The 16,143-nt window shown below is 44.1% G+C and carries 10 protein-coding genes; 6 read left to right on the top strand and 4 right to left on the bottom strand.

From position 1 onward, the window contains the following. Positions 1-208: 208 nt before the first annotated feature. Together FKN88_RS08010 and FKN88_RS08005 are read left to right on the top strand one after the other, a co-directional pair. Entirely contained in the window at positions 209-2,245 is a 2,037-nt protein-coding gene (locus FKN88_RS08010) for a tRNA(Met) cytidine acetyltransferase TmcA (protein WP_154170819.1), read from the top strand. A 323-nt stretch (positions 2,246-2,568) separates the two neighbouring features. After that, positions 2,569-3,882, top strand: a complete 1,314-nt coding sequence (locus FKN88_RS08005; RefSeq protein ID WP_154170818.1) for an FAD-dependent oxidoreductase — start codon at positions 2,569-2,571, stop codon at positions 3,880-3,882. 82 nt (positions 3,883-3,964) lie between these two features. Here FKN88_RS08005 and FKN88_RS08000 read toward each other — a convergent pair whose 3' ends face one another. Then, positions 3,965-5,908: a methyl-accepting chemotaxis protein gene (locus tag FKN88_RS08000; RefSeq protein ID WP_306687451.1), complete on the bottom strand. Its 1,944-nt coding sequence runs from the start codon at positions 5,906-5,908 to the stop codon at positions 3,965-3,967. 232 nt (positions 5,909-6,140) lie between these two features. Here FKN88_RS08000 and FKN88_RS07995 point away from each other — a divergent pair, with 232 nt between their 5' ends. From FKN88_RS07995 to FKN88_RS07985, 3 genes are all read left to right on the top strand, one after another. After that, a complete protein-coding gene (locus FKN88_RS07995; protein ID WP_154170817.1) occupies positions 6,141-7,685 on the top strand; it encodes a cryptochrome/photolyase family protein in 1,545 nt (514 codons plus the stop codon). Then, entirely contained in the window at positions 7,685-8,392 is a 708-nt protein-coding gene (locus tag FKN88_RS07990) for an SDR family oxidoreductase (RefSeq protein ID WP_004396829.1), read from the top strand. The genes FKN88_RS07995 and FKN88_RS07990 overlap by 1 nt, the downstream gene beginning before the upstream one ends. A 127-nt stretch (positions 8,393-8,519) precedes the next feature. After that, entirely contained in the window at positions 8,520-8,828 is a 309-nt protein-coding gene (locus tag FKN88_RS07985; protein ID WP_154171222.1) for a YkgJ family cysteine cluster protein, read from the top strand. Positions 8,829-8,924: 96 nt separating this feature from the next. Here the strand turns inward: FKN88_RS07985 and FKN88_RS07980 are convergent, their stop codons facing one another. Next, positions 8,925-10,172 (bottom strand): diguanylate cyclase, encoded by a 1,248-nt coding sequence (locus FKN88_RS07980; RefSeq protein WP_154170816.1) that lies wholly within the window; start codon positions 10,170-10,172, stop codon positions 8,925-8,927. 347 nt (positions 10,173-10,519) lie between these two features. After that, complete coding sequence (locus tag FKN88_RS07975) at positions 10,520-12,181, bottom strand: methyl-accepting chemotaxis protein (protein WP_154170815.1); 1,662 nt, start codon at positions 12,179-12,181, stop codon at positions 10,520-10,522. Positions 12,182-12,558: 377 nt separating this feature from the next. Between FKN88_RS07975 and FKN88_RS07970 the strand changes: the two genes are divergently transcribed. Next, on the top strand, positions 12,559-12,915 hold the full coding sequence (locus tag FKN88_RS07970) for a YibL family ribosome-associated protein (RefSeq protein WP_004396826.1): 357 nt from the start codon (positions 12,559-12,561) through the stop codon (positions 12,913-12,915). Between the two features lie 55 nt (positions 12,916-12,970). On the opposite strand, the gene malT is transcribed toward FKN88_RS07970, so the two are convergent. Then, positions 12,971-15,679 carry an HTH-type transcriptional regulator MalT gene (gene malT, locus FKN88_RS07965; RefSeq protein ID WP_004396825.1) on the bottom strand — a complete coding sequence of 903 codons (2,709 nt, stop codon included), beginning with the start codon at positions 15,677-15,679 and terminating at the stop codon, positions 12,971-12,973. Positions 15,680-16,143: the final 464 nt, after the last annotated feature.

The following is a 16,143-nucleotide window of genomic DNA, read 5'->3' as shown; positions in this document are numbered from 1 at the left end:
AAAGTCCAGCCCAATGCTGGTGTTCAGATGCATAATTAGTTAAATCGGTGTTTCAATAAAGCAAATATAATTTATCGTTAAGAACAATTATTTTAACCTTCTCAATTCTTTGGCTTAGCATGATGTTTATTGTGTCGCGCAAGCCGATACCGTATCCACTTTACCTTTTGTGCTACCATTGCCAAATCATGATGAAATGTGAATCTGTATGACGACTTTAACGACCGATTATCTTAACTACTTCCAATCTCTCCAACGCTGTGCACAACAGCGTAATCACCGCTTTGCCGTTTATCTGTCTGGTGAACTACCATGGAGTCGACATGTTCTTCAAGCATGGCTTGCAACAGTAGAGGAACATCGTGTTGTACAACTTGGTGGTGTTCCATTTTTCGCCGCTTCTTCGTTAGCGTATAACCAAGGACAGCGTCTTTTAGGTCAAGAATGTCATGTATTGATCACGGATTTTAGCCAAGGATTTGATGCTAATAGTTTTAGTGCTGCCTTAGGGACATTAATTGGTGGCGGGCTTCTGTTTATTATCGGTCATCAGGTTAATCCTACCGCCGCTGATAATATTTGGCTTACTCGAGCACTTGAGCAGTTATTGATTGTTACCGAAAGCGATATTCCTGCCCTTCCTAAGTCTTTCCTTGTTCCTGAGTCATGCCATACCCAAGAACAAGCATTAGCGGTTGAGGCGATGCTTCGAGTGGTTACTGGACATCGTAAGCGCCCATTATTACTTACCGCCGATCGCGGTAGAGGCAAAAGTAGCGCTTTAGGTATCGCTGCTGCCAAGTTAATGCAATCGCGAACGCTCAAGATCATCATTACAGCGCCACGCTTATCGGCGATTACTCCGGTGTTATATTTTGCAGCGCAAGGTTTACCCGGTGCCAAGGTAAGTAAAGATAAAATTGATTATCAAGCCTCTCAATTACAGTTTATTGCTCCAGATGAGCTGGAGCAACATGAGCATGACTGTGATTTATTGTTGGTCGATGAGGCAGCAGCACTGCCGTTACCGTTTTTGTATCGTTTTGTTGAGCGTTATCATCGAGCGGTCTTTTCGACCACTATTCATGGCTATGAAGGTTGTGGGCGAGGTTTCACGCTCAAATTTCAACACTGGTTAGCACAGCATCGACCACAAACGCATTGTCTACATTTGGAGCAACCTATTCGCTGGGCTGCGCAAGACCCTCTAGAGACTTGGCATCGAGAGACCTTTCTCCTCAATTATGATTTACGGTCGGATTTAGCAGCGATCACGCTCGATAATATCGATTATTTTAGTGTATCGAAAACCGAGTTATTGGCGTCACCGGGTTTGTTAAAAGAGGCGTTTGGTTTATTGGTTAATGCCCATTATCAAACTTCGCCGAATGATCTTTTCCATTTGTTGAGTGACGAAAAATTAACGCTCTACGTTGCTAGCCATCAGCAGTGTCTGGTTGGGTGTCTCTTAGCGGTGCAAGAGGGCGGATTGGACCAAGAGTTAATTGAATCGATTCAGTTGGGTCAGCGTCGTCCTCGGGGCCATCTTGCCCCGATTACATTAGCCAATCAGATGGGAATAACGCAGGCAGCGCAGCAGCAATGTTGGCGAGTGATGCGAATAGCGGTTCATCCCCAGCGACAACATTTGGGTATTGGCAGCCAGTTACTGACTCACTTTATTGAACGCCATCCTTGTGATTATGTTGCTACCAGCTTTGGTGCTACGCCGGAGCTTATCCATTTTTGGCAACGCAATGGTTTTCATAGCATCAAGTTAGGTTCACAGCGTGATCAAGCGAGTGGCTGTTTTTCATTACTGATGATCTACGCTCGACACGTAGAATGGCTCTCTCAAGCTCGTCGGCAATTCCAAGCACATTTGCTCTACGAGTTGAAAGATAGTTTGCAGTGCTTAGCTGCAAAGACGGTTTGTTTGTTATTGAGCGAAGCTAAAACTGAGAAGCGAATAGCGTTGCCGGTTGATTTATTGACTCGTTACAGTATCGGTGGGGCGAATTATGAAAGTGTCGCAGTATGGATTGAAAAACTCCTCATTCATTCTGCTTTTCAATCCTCAATGGTGATCGAAGATTTATTGATTGAAAAAGTCATTCAACAGCGTACCTGGACAGAGTGTGCAGCCATTCATGGCTATACCGGACGTAAACAAACAGAGCAAGTATTACGTCAGCAGCTCGCTCGGTTATTGAGTGATTTACAGTGTAAACTGAGCCTTCAATAAAACGAGGATTGAAATTTACACTGTAAACTGGAAAGCGTGTGACTGAGTCTACGAATTTAATCAATCCTCATTGGTATTGAGAGTAACTACTGACTACCTTTATAAGGGGTTGCTTATATTCGCTATCGATAAAAGGACGCAACCTCTTAATCATTAGACGCTCATTTTACTTAACGCTGCTGCTTAGCCATGGCTGTGATTGATCATTGTGAGATTACTGCACTGGTCGCCGACTTTAAGTGTTTGAGCTTGAAATCATGATCGATGATTTCGCTAGACGATAAAAGAAATTATTGTTGGGCGAGAACACCCTAGGAGTCATTATGGCTATTTCACGAAGGACGTTTCTTAAAGCAGGCGTTGGGGTTGGCGCAGTAGGTGCGGTGGGAGTTGGTTATAGGCAGATAAATAAAACCAAAACTCAAGCTAACATTGTCATTGTTGGGGGGGGAGCGGCCGGTATTGGTATTGCCAATCAATTGGGACATTATTTGGACGGCGCAACGATCACCGTGATAGAACCACGTGGTTTCCACTGGTATCAACCGGGCCAAACGTTATTACTTGCCGGTGCTTATACACAAGTCAGTGATGTGATTAGTCCCAATGAGCGTTTTATTGATGCTAGTGTGCGTTGGGTTGAAGATTCAGTAATTGAGTATCGGCCTGAGCGGAATCAAGTGGTAACTGAAAATGGTCTGTTAGTGAACTACGACTATTTGATTGTCGCGACGGGTGTTGAGCTTCGTTATGACTTAATTGACGGGTTTGATCCGCAAGAAATTGGCCAAAATGGGATAACGAGTATTTATTACAGCCCGCAGGCCGGAATCGCTAGTCATCAACAAGCTCAAGCATTTTCCCATAGCCAAGGTGGTAAAGCCGTCTTTACTCGACCGCAGGGGGCGATGAAATGCGCTGGAGCGCCAATGAAAGCGACCAACTTGGTGGAATACTTTGTTGCCCAAGCCGGTCATCGAGATAAATTTGTTTTTGACTATTTTACGGCAGAGAATTTCCTTTTCTCAGTTAAAGTATTTGACCAGCGGATACGTGAGATTTGGCAGCAACGCAGCATTGACTCACACTTTCAGCATACCTTAACCTCAGTCGATACGAGTAGAAAACAGGCCACATTCCAATTAGCGGACCAATCGACACACACCGTTGATTGGGATTTTATTCATATTGCTCCCCCTATGACGGCCATAAAAACCATCAGAGAATCGCCATTGGCAGATAACGAGCAATTTAAGGGCTACCTAGAGGTCGATCAATATACGATGCAGCATAAGCGTTACAGCAATATTTTTGGCTTGGGAGATAATGTAGGGACGCCAATCGGTAAGACGGCAGCGTCTGTCAAAACACAAATACCGGTAGTGACACAAAACTTAACGGCACTAATAAAAGATAAACCATTAATGGCGAAATGGGATGGTTACACGTCATGTCCGATGATCTTAGATGTGGGTCATGCAATGCTGTGGGAGTTTGACTTCACTCTTCAACCGATGACAGCGCTACCGTTTCAAGTCGTTGACCCTCTAAAAAGCAGTCGCTTTGCTTGGAAGGTAAAAGAATCTGTGATTAAACCGATTTATGACATGATGCTACGTGGTTACACACCGATGTAGATCATTTTCTAGGAAGAGAAAAAACTCGCTACGTCTCTTTATCGCAAGACGTAGCGAGTGAGCTTCGGCAAGAATCAACCGGTTATATTCCCTTAAACTGATTAATCTTAGCGGCTAAATGAGTCATCTGTTTTTCTACGCCGATCACCGAATGCTCACCTTGTTGAGTCAGTTGTTCGGTGCGGCTACTTTGTTCATTTAAATTTTCTATGCTTTGATTAATTTCTACTACCGCTGCACTTTGTTCTTCAGCACCTTGAGCGATTTGTTGGTTCATTGAAAAGAGCGCTTGTAGAGTGGTGTTTAATGCTTGCACGTCTTTTACTGCTTGATGATGAGTGGTCAAACTGTGTTGGCTATTTTCATGCACGACTTCAATTTGTGTGGTCACTGAATTCGACGCCGATCGAAGCTTGTTGATGATGTCTTGGATCTCGGTGGTAGACTCACTAGTGCGTTGGGAAAGCGAACGCACTTCATCAGCAACGACCGCAAATCCTCGACCATGTTCTCCTGCCCTTGCGGCTTCTATCGCCGCGTTTAACGCTAACAAGTTGGTTTGCTCGGAAATAGAGCTAATCACTTCGAGAACGCGAAGAATATTTTCAATATGGTTGTTAAGCTGTTGCAGACTCTGCTGGCTGGTTGCCATATTCGAACCGAGTTGTTCTATATGGGTAAGGCTGCTGTGCATCGCAGAGAGGGCATTTTGTAATGAGCTATTGCCTTGCGCGGAAAGCTCGCCTGCATGGCTAGCGAGTCGTGTCGCTTCTTCGGTTCGTTCGGTAATATGTTGACTGGCCTGAGAAATGGTTCCTAAAGCACTACGCTGTTCCTCTGTGGCTTGATTGGTTTCTTTAGCGTTATGTTTCAATTGTAAAAATGCCACTTGCGATTCCGCTACAGTTTGATTAACAGAACTTAATGAATCTCTGAACCGCTCAATAAAGAGGTTAATTTTCTGCGATAAATTCGCTACCTCTGCACCATCAAAAATATTCACTTTGTGGTTTAAATCAAGATGCTGGGCAATATGATCAATCTCACTGCTTAGTTGTTGAATCGGTTTAGTTAACGCCGTAACGACAAAGTGCATGATCACTAAGGCAGCGGCGATAAAAATTAATGTAAACAGGAGCGATTGAATAAATTGAGCCATGATTGGTGAGGTAATTTGAGATTTGGGTATTTCAACAACCACAAAACGGTCTAAATCTGCTAACCAATAAGATCCAATTAAATAAGCGTCTTGGTTGACGGTAAGTTCAGTAATAATGGGAGCGGTTTTACCCGCACTAATGGCTTGTTGCAGTTGCCCGCTGGTATGATTCGCTAACACAGAATCTTTGGGAGCGACTTGGATTTTTCCGTCGCTCGATGCCAGCATGGCTCGCCCATTAGAGCCTATCCTAAAGCTTTCGATCATACTGACCAAGCTACTAACGTTGAAGCCTAACCCGGCGACCACATAAGGTTGATTGGTTCGAGGATTGACTTGTGTACTGCGATAATTAATAAAAATAACGTATTGCCCACCTACTTGATCTTGGTTCATGTTCAATTCAATGGGTTTGTTTTTGCCGAGAAAGTTGGGATAGAAATCTTTAAAGGGGTAATCGGCAAGGCGAGTGGCTCGATGCTGACCATCATAAGTAAAAATATATTTTCCTTCTGCGCTATCTAAGACGGCAAAAGCATTGTCTGCTCCGAGTCGAGTCATCGCATTTTCTAATGCCTGATGAGCTACGGCGGGATTAGCAATGGATTTTTGTTCCGCGCTCCAATCCAGCAAACCTGAATGATGAGCAAGAAAATTCGATCCTGTGATCGCCGGTTGTAGCTGATTACTGATTTCAAAAGCGAGTCCGCGTAATTGACTCGGCAGAGTGTGCGACTTAAGCTCATTCAATTGATCATTTGATGTGCGGATTGCCTGTTGCCCCATGGCAATCAATGTACAAGTCACCAGTATGACGGATAGAACCCAGTTAATTCTGCGACGAATTGATAGCGTTTTCCAATACATAACATAAGCCTCATTTATTATTATTAACCAACCTATAGACCATAGTGTTTGTTTGCTAAAGTGAGTAATAAATGAACGAAAATATAGTTAACTATTCAGTAACATTCTGATATGACGACGATTTTTAATCATAAAAAGGTTAATCCAACAGCAGTGAATGATCTTATTCTCTGTATTCGCGTAAAGGTTTAGCTAACCCTATCCATCTCTGAAGCAAGGATCTGATCACGGCATGAATTTCAAAACGGTTCGATTACTATTAGGCGATCAGCTCAATGCTCAACACTCTTGGTTTAAGAAAGTAGATGATGATGTACTGTACATTATTGCTGAACTTCATCAGGAAACGGGCTATGTGACTCACCACATCCAAAAAGTCGTCGCGTTTTTTTTGGCGATGCAAGAATTTGCTAAAGCAAGGCAGGAAGAAGGTCATCAAGTCGTTTACCTGACCCTCGATGAGACACAGAATTTTAGTGATCTACCACAATTAATCGCGCACTACGTACAACAGACTGGAGCGATGAGCTTCGAGTATCAGCGCCCTGATGAGTATCGTTTATTCGCACAGCTCGCAAACTTACGTTTTGCTAATACGGTTATTGGTTGTGTCAATAGCGAGCACTTTTTGCTGCCGTTTGAAGAGATTGAACAACATTTCCCTAAAGGCAAGCATAAAATGATGGAGCATTTTTATCGGCGGATGCGACAACGTTTTACGGTTTTAATCGAAGATGGCAAACCGCTTGCTGGTCAATGGAATTTTGATGCCAGTAACCGCAATAAATTAAAAGCACAAGATATTGCTCAGTTACCAGAACCTTTGCTGTTCAAAAATAACCCATCGGACGTTCTTGCACGCCTAAATCGACATGGAATACAAACGATAGGGCACTTAAAGGGCGATTTGTTTTGGCCAATCAATCGCGCGCAGAGTTTGACATTGCTTGCTCATTTTTGCCAAGTGTGTTTACCACGCTTTGGCCAATTTCAGGATGCGATGACCCATCTGCATCCTGCGCAATGGAGTCTTTATCATAGCCGATTGTCCTTTGCTCTTAACAGTAAGCTCTTACATCCTAAAGAAGTGATTGATGCAGCGGTTGCGGCTTATCAGCGTGAGAGCCAGATCGATCTTGCCCAAGTGGAAGGCTTTGTTCGCCAAATCCTAGGCTGGCGTGAGTACATACGTGGCATCTATTGGGCCAACATGCCGCACTATGCTCAGCTCAATGCACTTCAGGCCACCTCTCGCTTACCTAGCTATTTTTGGACGGCAAAAACAAAAATGCATTGTATGCAGCGAGCGATCGGTCAATCACTCGATTTTGCTTATGCACACCACATTCAGCGTCTGATGGTGACGGGAAACTTCTGCTTATTAACTGGAATCAATCCCGATGAAGTCGATGCTTGGTATTTAGGTGTTTACGTCGATGCCATTGAGTGGGTTGAGATGCCAAATACACGGGGAATGGCTTTATTTGCCGATGGTGGCATCGTCGGGACTAAACCGTATGCGGCTAGCGGTTCTTATATTAATAAAATGAGCGATTATTGTAAGACCTGTTTCTATGATAATAAAGCCCGCAGTGGTAAGGCTTCCTGTCCATTCAATAGCCTTTATTGGCGATTTATGCATCAGCAGCGTGATCGTTTAGCAGTCAATCCCCGTATTGGAATGTTGTATCGCTCATGGGACAACATGACGGATCAGCAGCGAGCGGATATCTTACAGACGGCAGAATACTACGTGAGTCACCTGGAGGAGTTATAATGGATATTTTGGTGGTTGGCGCAAATGGTGGAATCGGTTTAGCCATCGTAAAGCAGTTATTATTGGCCTTACCTGAAGCGAATATTCATGCGACTTATCATCGCCAATGCCCCGATTTCACCTCTCAACGTGTCACTTGGTCTCAGTTGGATGTCACTCAAGAATCTGACGTTGCTTTATTCAGTCAGCGTTTTTCGACACTGGATTGGTTAATTAACGCGGTAGGTATGCTGCATGCTCAAGATCAGGGTCCAGAGAAGAATTTGCAAGCATTGAATAGTGATTTTTTTATGCAAAATATTACCATTAACACCTTGCCTACGCTGTTATTGGCCAAGTATTTTTCGCCGCTGATGAAAGCCAGTGATGCTGCTAAGTTTGTGACTATTTCTGCCAAAGTGGGCAGTATTAGTGATAACCGTCTTGGCGGATGGTACAGCTATCGGGCTTCGAAAGCCGCATTGAATATGCTGCTGAAAACTCTCTCTATTGAGTGGCAGCGCACGATTAAACGAGGTGTTGTCTTGGCGCTACATCCAGGGACCACCGATACGCCGCTGTCTAAGCCTTTTCAAGCCAACGTACCCGCCGATAAGCTATTAACGCCAGAGCAGGCTGCACAGCATCTGGTTGAGTTAATCATTCAAGCGAATTTGCAGCAAACAGGACAGTTTTTGGCTTATAACGGAGAGCGCTTGCCATGGTAATCACGTTCTGTCCATTCTACAGACGCTAGGCTGAGTCTTAACGTTTTATCCTAAAACAGATAGAGGGTTTTCGCTATCTTGACCGAGTTGGCGTATGATGCGCTCATCGCCTTTATTATTGACCTTTATGACTACATCAATTCCTATCCATACCGAACTCAATCCTGATCCATCTTCGTCAATTACCTGTTCAACTTGTCAGGCTTGTTGCTGCCGATTAGAAGTCATGCTCATTAGTGACACAGGGGTTCCTAAGCAGCACGTCGCGGTTGATCGATGGGGCGGAGAAACGATGCGTCGTTTGGATGACGGATGGTGCTCGGCGCTCGATCGTGAAACTTTTATGTGTACTATCTATGAATTGCGCCCTTGGGTTTGTCGTGCCTTTGAAATGGGCGAATATGAGTGCAGAGAAGAAAGAGATTTATTTCTTTAATGTTTAGCTTATGGATTTAACTTGTTTTTAAACCATAAGCTGAGAAGGTTATCTTAACGTTAACCTTGACCATGCTTGATTGTCACCGTGACTCTGTTAGGTCGTTAAGTGAGGCGGTTTGTAGATCAATTGATTTCTACCTCGTCGCTTGGCTTCATACAACATGTCATCTGCTCGATTCACCAAGGTGGAAATATCTTGATAGCCACAAAATAGCCCAACACTGATCGTGACTGAGAAGGTGTGTTGATTATGGCTAAAGGATAAACTCGCGACCTGCTTGATGAGTTGTTCGAGCTTCTCAATGACTATCGGAAACGCTTGTTTAGAATAGAGACAAAATTCTTCACCACCAAAACGTGCTACCAGTTCGTTATCTTCATGATTAAAAATGTCTTGCATACATTGAGCAACAGATTGTAGGACTTGATCTCCCATGGCATGACCGTATAAGTCATTCACTTTTTTAAAATGATCCAGGTCTAGCATCGCAATACTGATCAGGTTTTTCGTTGTATAAATATGGTCAAAAAAGAAGCGTCGATTCCACAATCCAGTTAACACATCTTTATTGGCCAGATAGAACATCCGATCGTTAGAATCCTTTAAATTTAATAAATTATTCACCCGACAATAGAACTCATCTTGATTAAAGGGTTTATGCAGAAAATCATTTGCTCCGGCTTTAAGAAATTGTGAGGTAATAGAGCGATCATTACTTGCCGAAACCCCAAGCAGCATAAATTTATGGCGTGGGTACAAGGCTAGAGTTTCTTGGATCATGGTGACGCCATTTTTAATCGGCATATCATGATCGACAATCACGAGCGTGATTTGTGGATGCTGTTTCAGTATTTCTAAGCCTTGTTGACCATTCTCGGCTTCTAAACAATGAATATAACAACGCTGTAATAATTGACACATATGACGCCGTACCATCACCGAATCATCAACCACTAAAGCGGTATGGGTTAAGTTGTTAATCAAGCGATCAATGAGTGGCGCTAAATACGCGACAGATGCAACGCTGTCTTTAAGGATGTAATCGAGTATCCCTTTGTTGACGAGTCGTTGACGAATGTCTTCATTTACATGAGCAGTGAGAACAATGCTAGGGATGTTTTTTTCGATCAGCAGATCGACGATTTCTCCATCTTGCGCATCGGGTAAACAGTAATCTAATACCGCACAGAGTATATTGGTCGACTCTGGAGCGTCGAGTAAACGACGTGCCGATTGGTAGTCATCAGCAATCATCAACTCTACTTCTAGTTTTGAAAGAAGGGCAGTTAAGTAATTTCGATAAGCTCGACTGTCTTCAACGATGAGTACGGAATGTTGCACAATAATACTCCCAATGGTTCTAATCGGACGCTGTTCCCATGTCTATCGGGTATTACCTGAGCCATTAATCGAAATGAGCCAACTTTGTCTATAAGAGTCGACACGTTATTCGCTTTTTATTGTTCCCTTTCTCAACTCGACGGTTGCAACGTTTAATTATCAAGATAGGCATTTTTAATGAAGCGATATCAGTTTTGGTCAAAGACTCTGAATCCAATCACCTCGCTTATCAAGGTGATTGGAGATTCACTCACTGGTTGCTTATCTGCAACGCTTAACCGTTTGGTTATCGCTGACGGTTTGTGACTCAGTGATGATCAGAGTCAGTAATTTACACTGTAAACACCTTAAACTTTAAAGCGCCCGACCAAGTTATACAGCTCATGCGCACGGCCATTAAGATCTTGGCTACTGGCTTTGTTTTCATTAGCCAGATCGGCAGACTGACTACTTTGGTCAGAAATGACCACAATCCGTTCGGAGATTTCTTGGCCAACAATACTTTGTTCTTCAGTCGCGGTGGCAATTAATGAGTTCATATCCATGATCACACCGATCGATTGCTGAATGCTTTCCAGCGCTTTTGCTGCTTCGCTGGCTTCTTTGACCGTCGATGTGCTGCGGTGTTGACTGGAGTCCATCGCTTTCACGGCGTTGTCTGAAGCAGACTTTAACTGCTGAATCATGTTATGGATGTCTTCCGTACTGTCTTGGGTACGGCTGGCCAATTTACGAACTTCATCCGCCACAACGGCAAAACCTCTGCCTTGATCGCCAGCTCGTGCGGCTTCAATTGCAGCGTTCAAGGCCAGTAAATTGGTTTGTTCAGCAATATCTTGAATAACCACTAAAGAGCTGGAAATATTTTTGACATCGCCTTCGAGTTTAGAAATTACGGTACTGGCCTCGGCAACCTCTTTGGCTAAGGCTTGTACTGATCGAGCCGCAGATTCGACAATCTTATGCGCTTCTTGAGCATTATCTTCCGCTTGTCTGGCCGAATTGGCTGCTTGATTGGCATTATTCGAGATCTCTTGAGCGGTCGTTGTCATTTCAGTCATCGCGGTGGCGACCTGCTCGGTCTCTTCGCGCTGTCCAGTGGCAATGATGTCCACTTGAGCAGCGCGTTGCGTCATGGTATCGGTTTCTGCAACCACTTGTTGTCCGAGTTGATGGACGCGTTGGATGATCCCTTGCAGGCTGGCCACAAACGCATTGAAGTTACTGCTTAAACGGGCAAATTCTGGAATAGTGAAGCTTTCCATCCGAGCGGTGAGATCGGCATCGCCACTGGCAAAAGAGCGAATCGATTCATCCAGCATATCCAGTGGGCGCATAATGCTACGATTTAAGAACAGTGCCATGACTCCGACAATAATGACAATAACAGTGGCAATCGTCGTTAATGTCCAAAGGCTTTGAGTCAGTTGTTGCTGAGCCCGCTTTTCCATGGCCGCAATTTCTGCATCGACATCATCAGTATAAAACCCAGTGCCTATGGTTAAATCCCATTGAGGAATATAAATCGAGTAGCTGAGTTTAGGTAAAGGTACGGATTCCCCAGGCTTTGGAAAATAGTAGATGGAAAATTCATCTTTTCTCGCGTTATTAATGATATCTCGAATTAAAAAGTTACCTTGGGCATCGGTCATATTGATGAAGTTATCGCCTAATCCAGCTTTGCTCTGACCAAGGAGAAGGCGAGTTCCCTTGCTGTCATAACCAAAAATATAACCATCAAGTCCAAAGCGAATCTCTCGTAAGATGGTCAGAGCTTCCTCTAAAGGCGCTTGACGACGCAGTAATGGCTCGATTGCGGTACGCGAAATCTCCAAATAGGATTTCAGCTCGGTTTTTTTCATCTCCATCATCGCAAGGCGAGTGTTATTCATCTGCCCTTGAGTCAAACTGCGCGTTTCTGCGAAGGTTGAATAGATCATACTTAAGGCAATCAGTAATAAAGGTACAATCGACAAGATATAGAGGCGCTGGCGTATGGTTAGATTCATGGTGTTTTCCATCTTTCATGATAATTAAATTCAAACCAACTGAGACCATTTTGCCTGCTTGATCATTTCGTGGCGTGAGAATGATTGGTTATCTTATCGATATCATTGTCAGCGATGCAGGCTATTACCATAATACTAGTGCAGATATTTAACGATGAATGAAAGATTACTATGTGGTGTCTCACATTTTTATGGTTATCAAAGAGCGGCGACTCGATATCACTTGCTCAAGAAGCCGGACTTTGTGGTCATCTGATGTTCACAGCGCTATACGGTGAGAGCAATCCAAGAGCAAGAATCGATGTTTTTGTGTTTCAACACTCTGCCTCTCCTATGCTATAATCCGTGCCCATTTATCGGTAAGAGCCTTAAGCCCCATGAGTTTAAAAAACGATCTGCAAAAATTACACAGCCGCCTTGATACTTGTTCTCATAAGTTAGAATCGGCCAAGACTCGCGGTGACAGCGCTATGGTGAGTAAGTTTACGGATGAAGTTGATCAGTTGACCAAACAAATTAATAGTTTGAAGAACAAAGCAGAATATGAGCTAAACAAAGAGCGCAAAATGCTGGCGGATATGCCGTTTTATCGTGAGTTGACTAAAGAAGAGCAGGCCGATTTAGGGAAGCTGAAAAAATCCGTTAAAGGGCTGGTTATTGTTCATCCTACCACCAAAATTGGTAAAGCCTTACGGGTCGAAGTGATGACTGGTTTTGCGCCTAAACCATTTTAATCGACGGTCGGCCTACTTGTTATAATCCAATCAGTAGGCCGAGGTTCGAGATATTTTAATATCCCATTAACTGTAATAAGTTTTCTGCGGTATGCATCGCTTCCTTACGGTTGGCGATATTCAGCTTTTGATACAGGTTACGAATATGCGTTTTGATGGTCGTTCCTGCCACATCAAGCTCTTGAGCAATCTGCTCATTACTAAAGCCTGAATAAATTAACCCAAGCACTTGCCACTCACGTTGAGTGAGCGGACTGGTTCTAACCAGCTCAGGGATATTGGGATGGTTAATCAGCTTTTCGACAAATTCTTCATCAAAATGAATGGAGCGACTGCGCTGAGAGGTTGATATCTCCTTAATCAATAGCTGGGCGCGATGGCGCTCTAGATCGCCTAATTCTCCGCGGTGAACCATTTTTTCCAGTAAATGGCCAATTTTTTGTCCATCGATCAGGAAATTACCCACCATGCCCGTTTGATTGGTGAGGCGTAGAGCCTCTTTGAGCTTATCACGAGCGAGTTCATCATCATTGCCGAGCGCGGCGAGCGTGGCTTCAACAATTAAGTTGCGATTTAAGTCGGTCAGTAGTTGGTACTCACTCGCTTGCTGTTGTAAAAATGCTAAGGTTTGTTTCGCTTCCGGATACTGTTCGAGGCAAATTTGTGCGCGAGCAATATTGCGCCATTGCAGTTGGAAAAAATGGTTATAAGCTTTTTCTGGTCGATGGGTAGTGGTCAACCAATGTTCTATCGCGGTTTTATCCCCACGAGCTTGCCAATACAATAATAACGATAATGAGGCGTTCGCCGTCCAGTCGACATGATACTGTGATTGTTTGATCAGGTGATGGACTTGCTCGATATAACGCCCGGCTTTATCCAGTTCTCCACGGCCAACCGCGATACGTGCCAACATTGAATAACTGTGTAAATGTTGACTCGGTGAATGTTGACCAAGCACTTCTAACCCCTTGTGGGCACACTCTTCTGCTTCATCTAAACGATTCCAACACCAGAGAATTTGGGCGCGAATACGCAGTAAAAACTCATGTAAGGGAACTTGGTGTAAATGCTGCTCCTCCACCAGCTTGAAGGCGTTATCTTGCACTTCGAAAGCCGCTTGCACGTAGCCCTGAGCAATTAAGATTTCGCTCTGTTGCAATAAGGCCCAGAGCGCTTGATGGTAGACTTGATATTGCCGTGCCAGTTTTTCGGTTTGTTGCATCATTGATAGCGCACGACTGAGGTGACCAAGAACGTGGTTCACTTCTCCAACAACCGATGTGGCAACAATGCGGCTTCGATACACGGTGCTGTCTAATTGGCTTAATGCCAGTTCAGCGAGGGTTAAGGCTTTTTCGGGCTCATTTTTGTTGATCGCGACTTGAGCCAATAGCGCATTAAACTCACCTTGCTGTTTACTACTGAGTTCGACGTTCAGCGCTTGCATCTCTTTTTCTGCCTGTTCAAGCATCGCGCCCACGGTATCGTAGCGATGTTGGCTTTGTGCCAACCAAGCTTGCAGTAAACAGAGTTTGGGTTCTTTATAAAGCTGTTGTGGCGCGAGGAGATTAATTGCCGACTCAAGGACATTAAGCTCACCTTGGTTGAACATTTTCCAACCATGTTGAGTCAAAATACTCGCTAAAAGATCGGTATCCTGCGCTAAGTTAGCATGACGTAAGGCTTGATGTGGGGTAGAGGCTTCAAGCCAGGCGCGCGCGGCGGAGCGATGTAATTCTTGCTCTTGCTGAGGGATCCGTGCCATGCGTTGATGGGCAAGAAATTCAGCAAATAAATTATGAAAGCGATACCAGTTGTGATCACCTTCTAATGGATAGATAAACAGACCATACCGATTGAGCGATTCAATCATACTTAGGGCATCGTCTCGTTGTGTTAAGGCGCTGACTAAGCTGTCGTTAAAGTGATCCAATACCGAGCACTGCATCAGAAAGTGGCGCGTTTCTTTATCCAGTAAATCAAACACTTCTTCAACTAAGTAATCCCATAAATGGGCATGGTTAAAATGAGCGACCGATTCAACCGACTGGGCTAAGGTGCGCTTTTGATGTTGTGCTTGTAAGGCGATAAGTTGTAATGCTGAAGGCCAACCTTCAACATAATTACGCAGGTTGAGGGCGGTGACGTCATCAATACCTTCCACGACACGCTGGTTGAAAAAACGCGTGGTCTCTTCGGTATCAAACGCCAGCAACTCATTACCTATCTCTATCATTAAATCACGTACACGCAGATTCGCTGTGCCCAGCGGCGGTGTCATTCGGCTGGTGACGACTAGGGTGAGATTATCTGGCATATGTTTCAGGAAAAAGCGCATCGCTTCGTGAATCTCATCATCACTGATCAGATGATAATCATCCAGCACGACAAAGCATTCTTGATCAAACTGAGAAATCTCAGCAAAAACTTCGCTAAACAGTGAGTGGGGCGATGAAAATTGGCGTCGTTCTGCCAATTTTTGCGCATTAGGGCAGCTTTGTTGAGTCGCTTTATTCATCGCTTGCAGTAAGTAATTCATGAAGCGAAAAGGATCATTATCACTTTCATCAATACTGTACCAGCCGACATTCGGTTTATCGGCAAGCCATTGAGCGGCCATGGTGGTTTTGCCATAACCCGCTGGAGAGCGGAAAAGGACCAACTTATAACAAGGGGCCTTTTGCAGGAGTTCTAAAACGCGCGGACGGACAATCGCGTTGTGTAGCCGTCCTGGGCGAGTTAATTTCGATGGAATCCACATGATATTTGTCCCGTCATCGTTAATGACAGGGATGTTACTGGAACTTGCCGCAGACTGTTATTGATCCCAGACGACTTTCTTGCCAAATTCACAGTTCTTCACTAACTACGCCCCAGTTGTGTGATGTTTGTCACTTATTGGTGAGGTGAATAACCCTGATATTTATCTCTTGCACACGAGATACGCTGCAAATTAAGCAACAGAAAATAATGTCATGTGATCATTGTTGCATTTTGAGTAAATGTTTATCTAGCTGTCCGGGTTTTGTAAAAAGAGACCACTATGCTCACTAAACGCGTTGCTGTGATCGTTATCACTCATCGTTTGTTTCTCTGTTTGATCGATGAGAGACAGATCACCTCTACGAGGCTATCGCTGCATCTACGCCCTTGCTTCTCATCCTAATTTGCCATTTCAGTGGGAGGATGTTTTGCGGGAAGAGGCGATGCACGATAGACCACAGA

Origin of the sequence: Vibrio sp. 2017_1457_13, from assembly GCF_030851525.1 — a bacterium.
GTDB lineage: Bacteria > Pseudomonadota > Gammaproteobacteria > Enterobacterales > Vibrionaceae > Vibrio > Vibrio metschnikovii.
The sequence above is the reverse complement of the archived record's forward strand: the minus strand, read 5'-3'. Positions and strand labels throughout refer to the sequence as shown.

Bases quoted from the DNA above. Each gene is read 5' to 3' on its own strand.
- FKN88_RS08010 (WP_154170819.1), top strand. From the start codon at position 209: ATGACGACTTTAACGACCGATTATCTTAACTACTTCCAATCTCTCCAA.
- FKN88_RS08005 (WP_154170818.1), top strand. From the start codon at position 2,569: ATGGCTATTTCACGAAGGACGTTTCTTAAAGCAGGCGTTGGGGTTGGC.
- FKN88_RS08000 (WP_306687451.1), bottom strand. From the start codon at position 5,908: ATGTATTGGAAAACGCTATCAATTCGTCGCAGAATTAACTGGGTTCTA.
- FKN88_RS07995 (WP_154170817.1), top strand. From the start codon at position 6,141: ATGAATTTCAAAACGGTTCGATTACTATTAGGCGATCAGCTCAATGCT.
- FKN88_RS07990 (WP_004396829.1), top strand. From the start codon at position 7,685: ATGGATATTTTGGTGGTTGGCGCAAATGGTGGAATCGGTTTAGCCATC.
- FKN88_RS07985 (WP_154171222.1), top strand. From the start codon at position 8,520: ATGACTACATCAATTCCTATCCATACCGAACTCAATCCTGATCCATCT.
- FKN88_RS07975 (WP_154170815.1), bottom strand. From the start codon at position 12,181: ATGAATCTAACCATACGCCAGCGCCTCTATATCTTGTCGATTGTACCT.
- FKN88_RS07970 (WP_004396826.1), top strand. From the start codon at position 12,559: ATGAGTTTAAAAAACGATCTGCAAAAATTACACAGCCGCCTTGATACT.
- malT (WP_004396825.1), bottom strand. From the start codon at position 15,679: ATGTGGATTCCATCGAAATTAACTCGCCCAGGACGGCTACACAACGCG.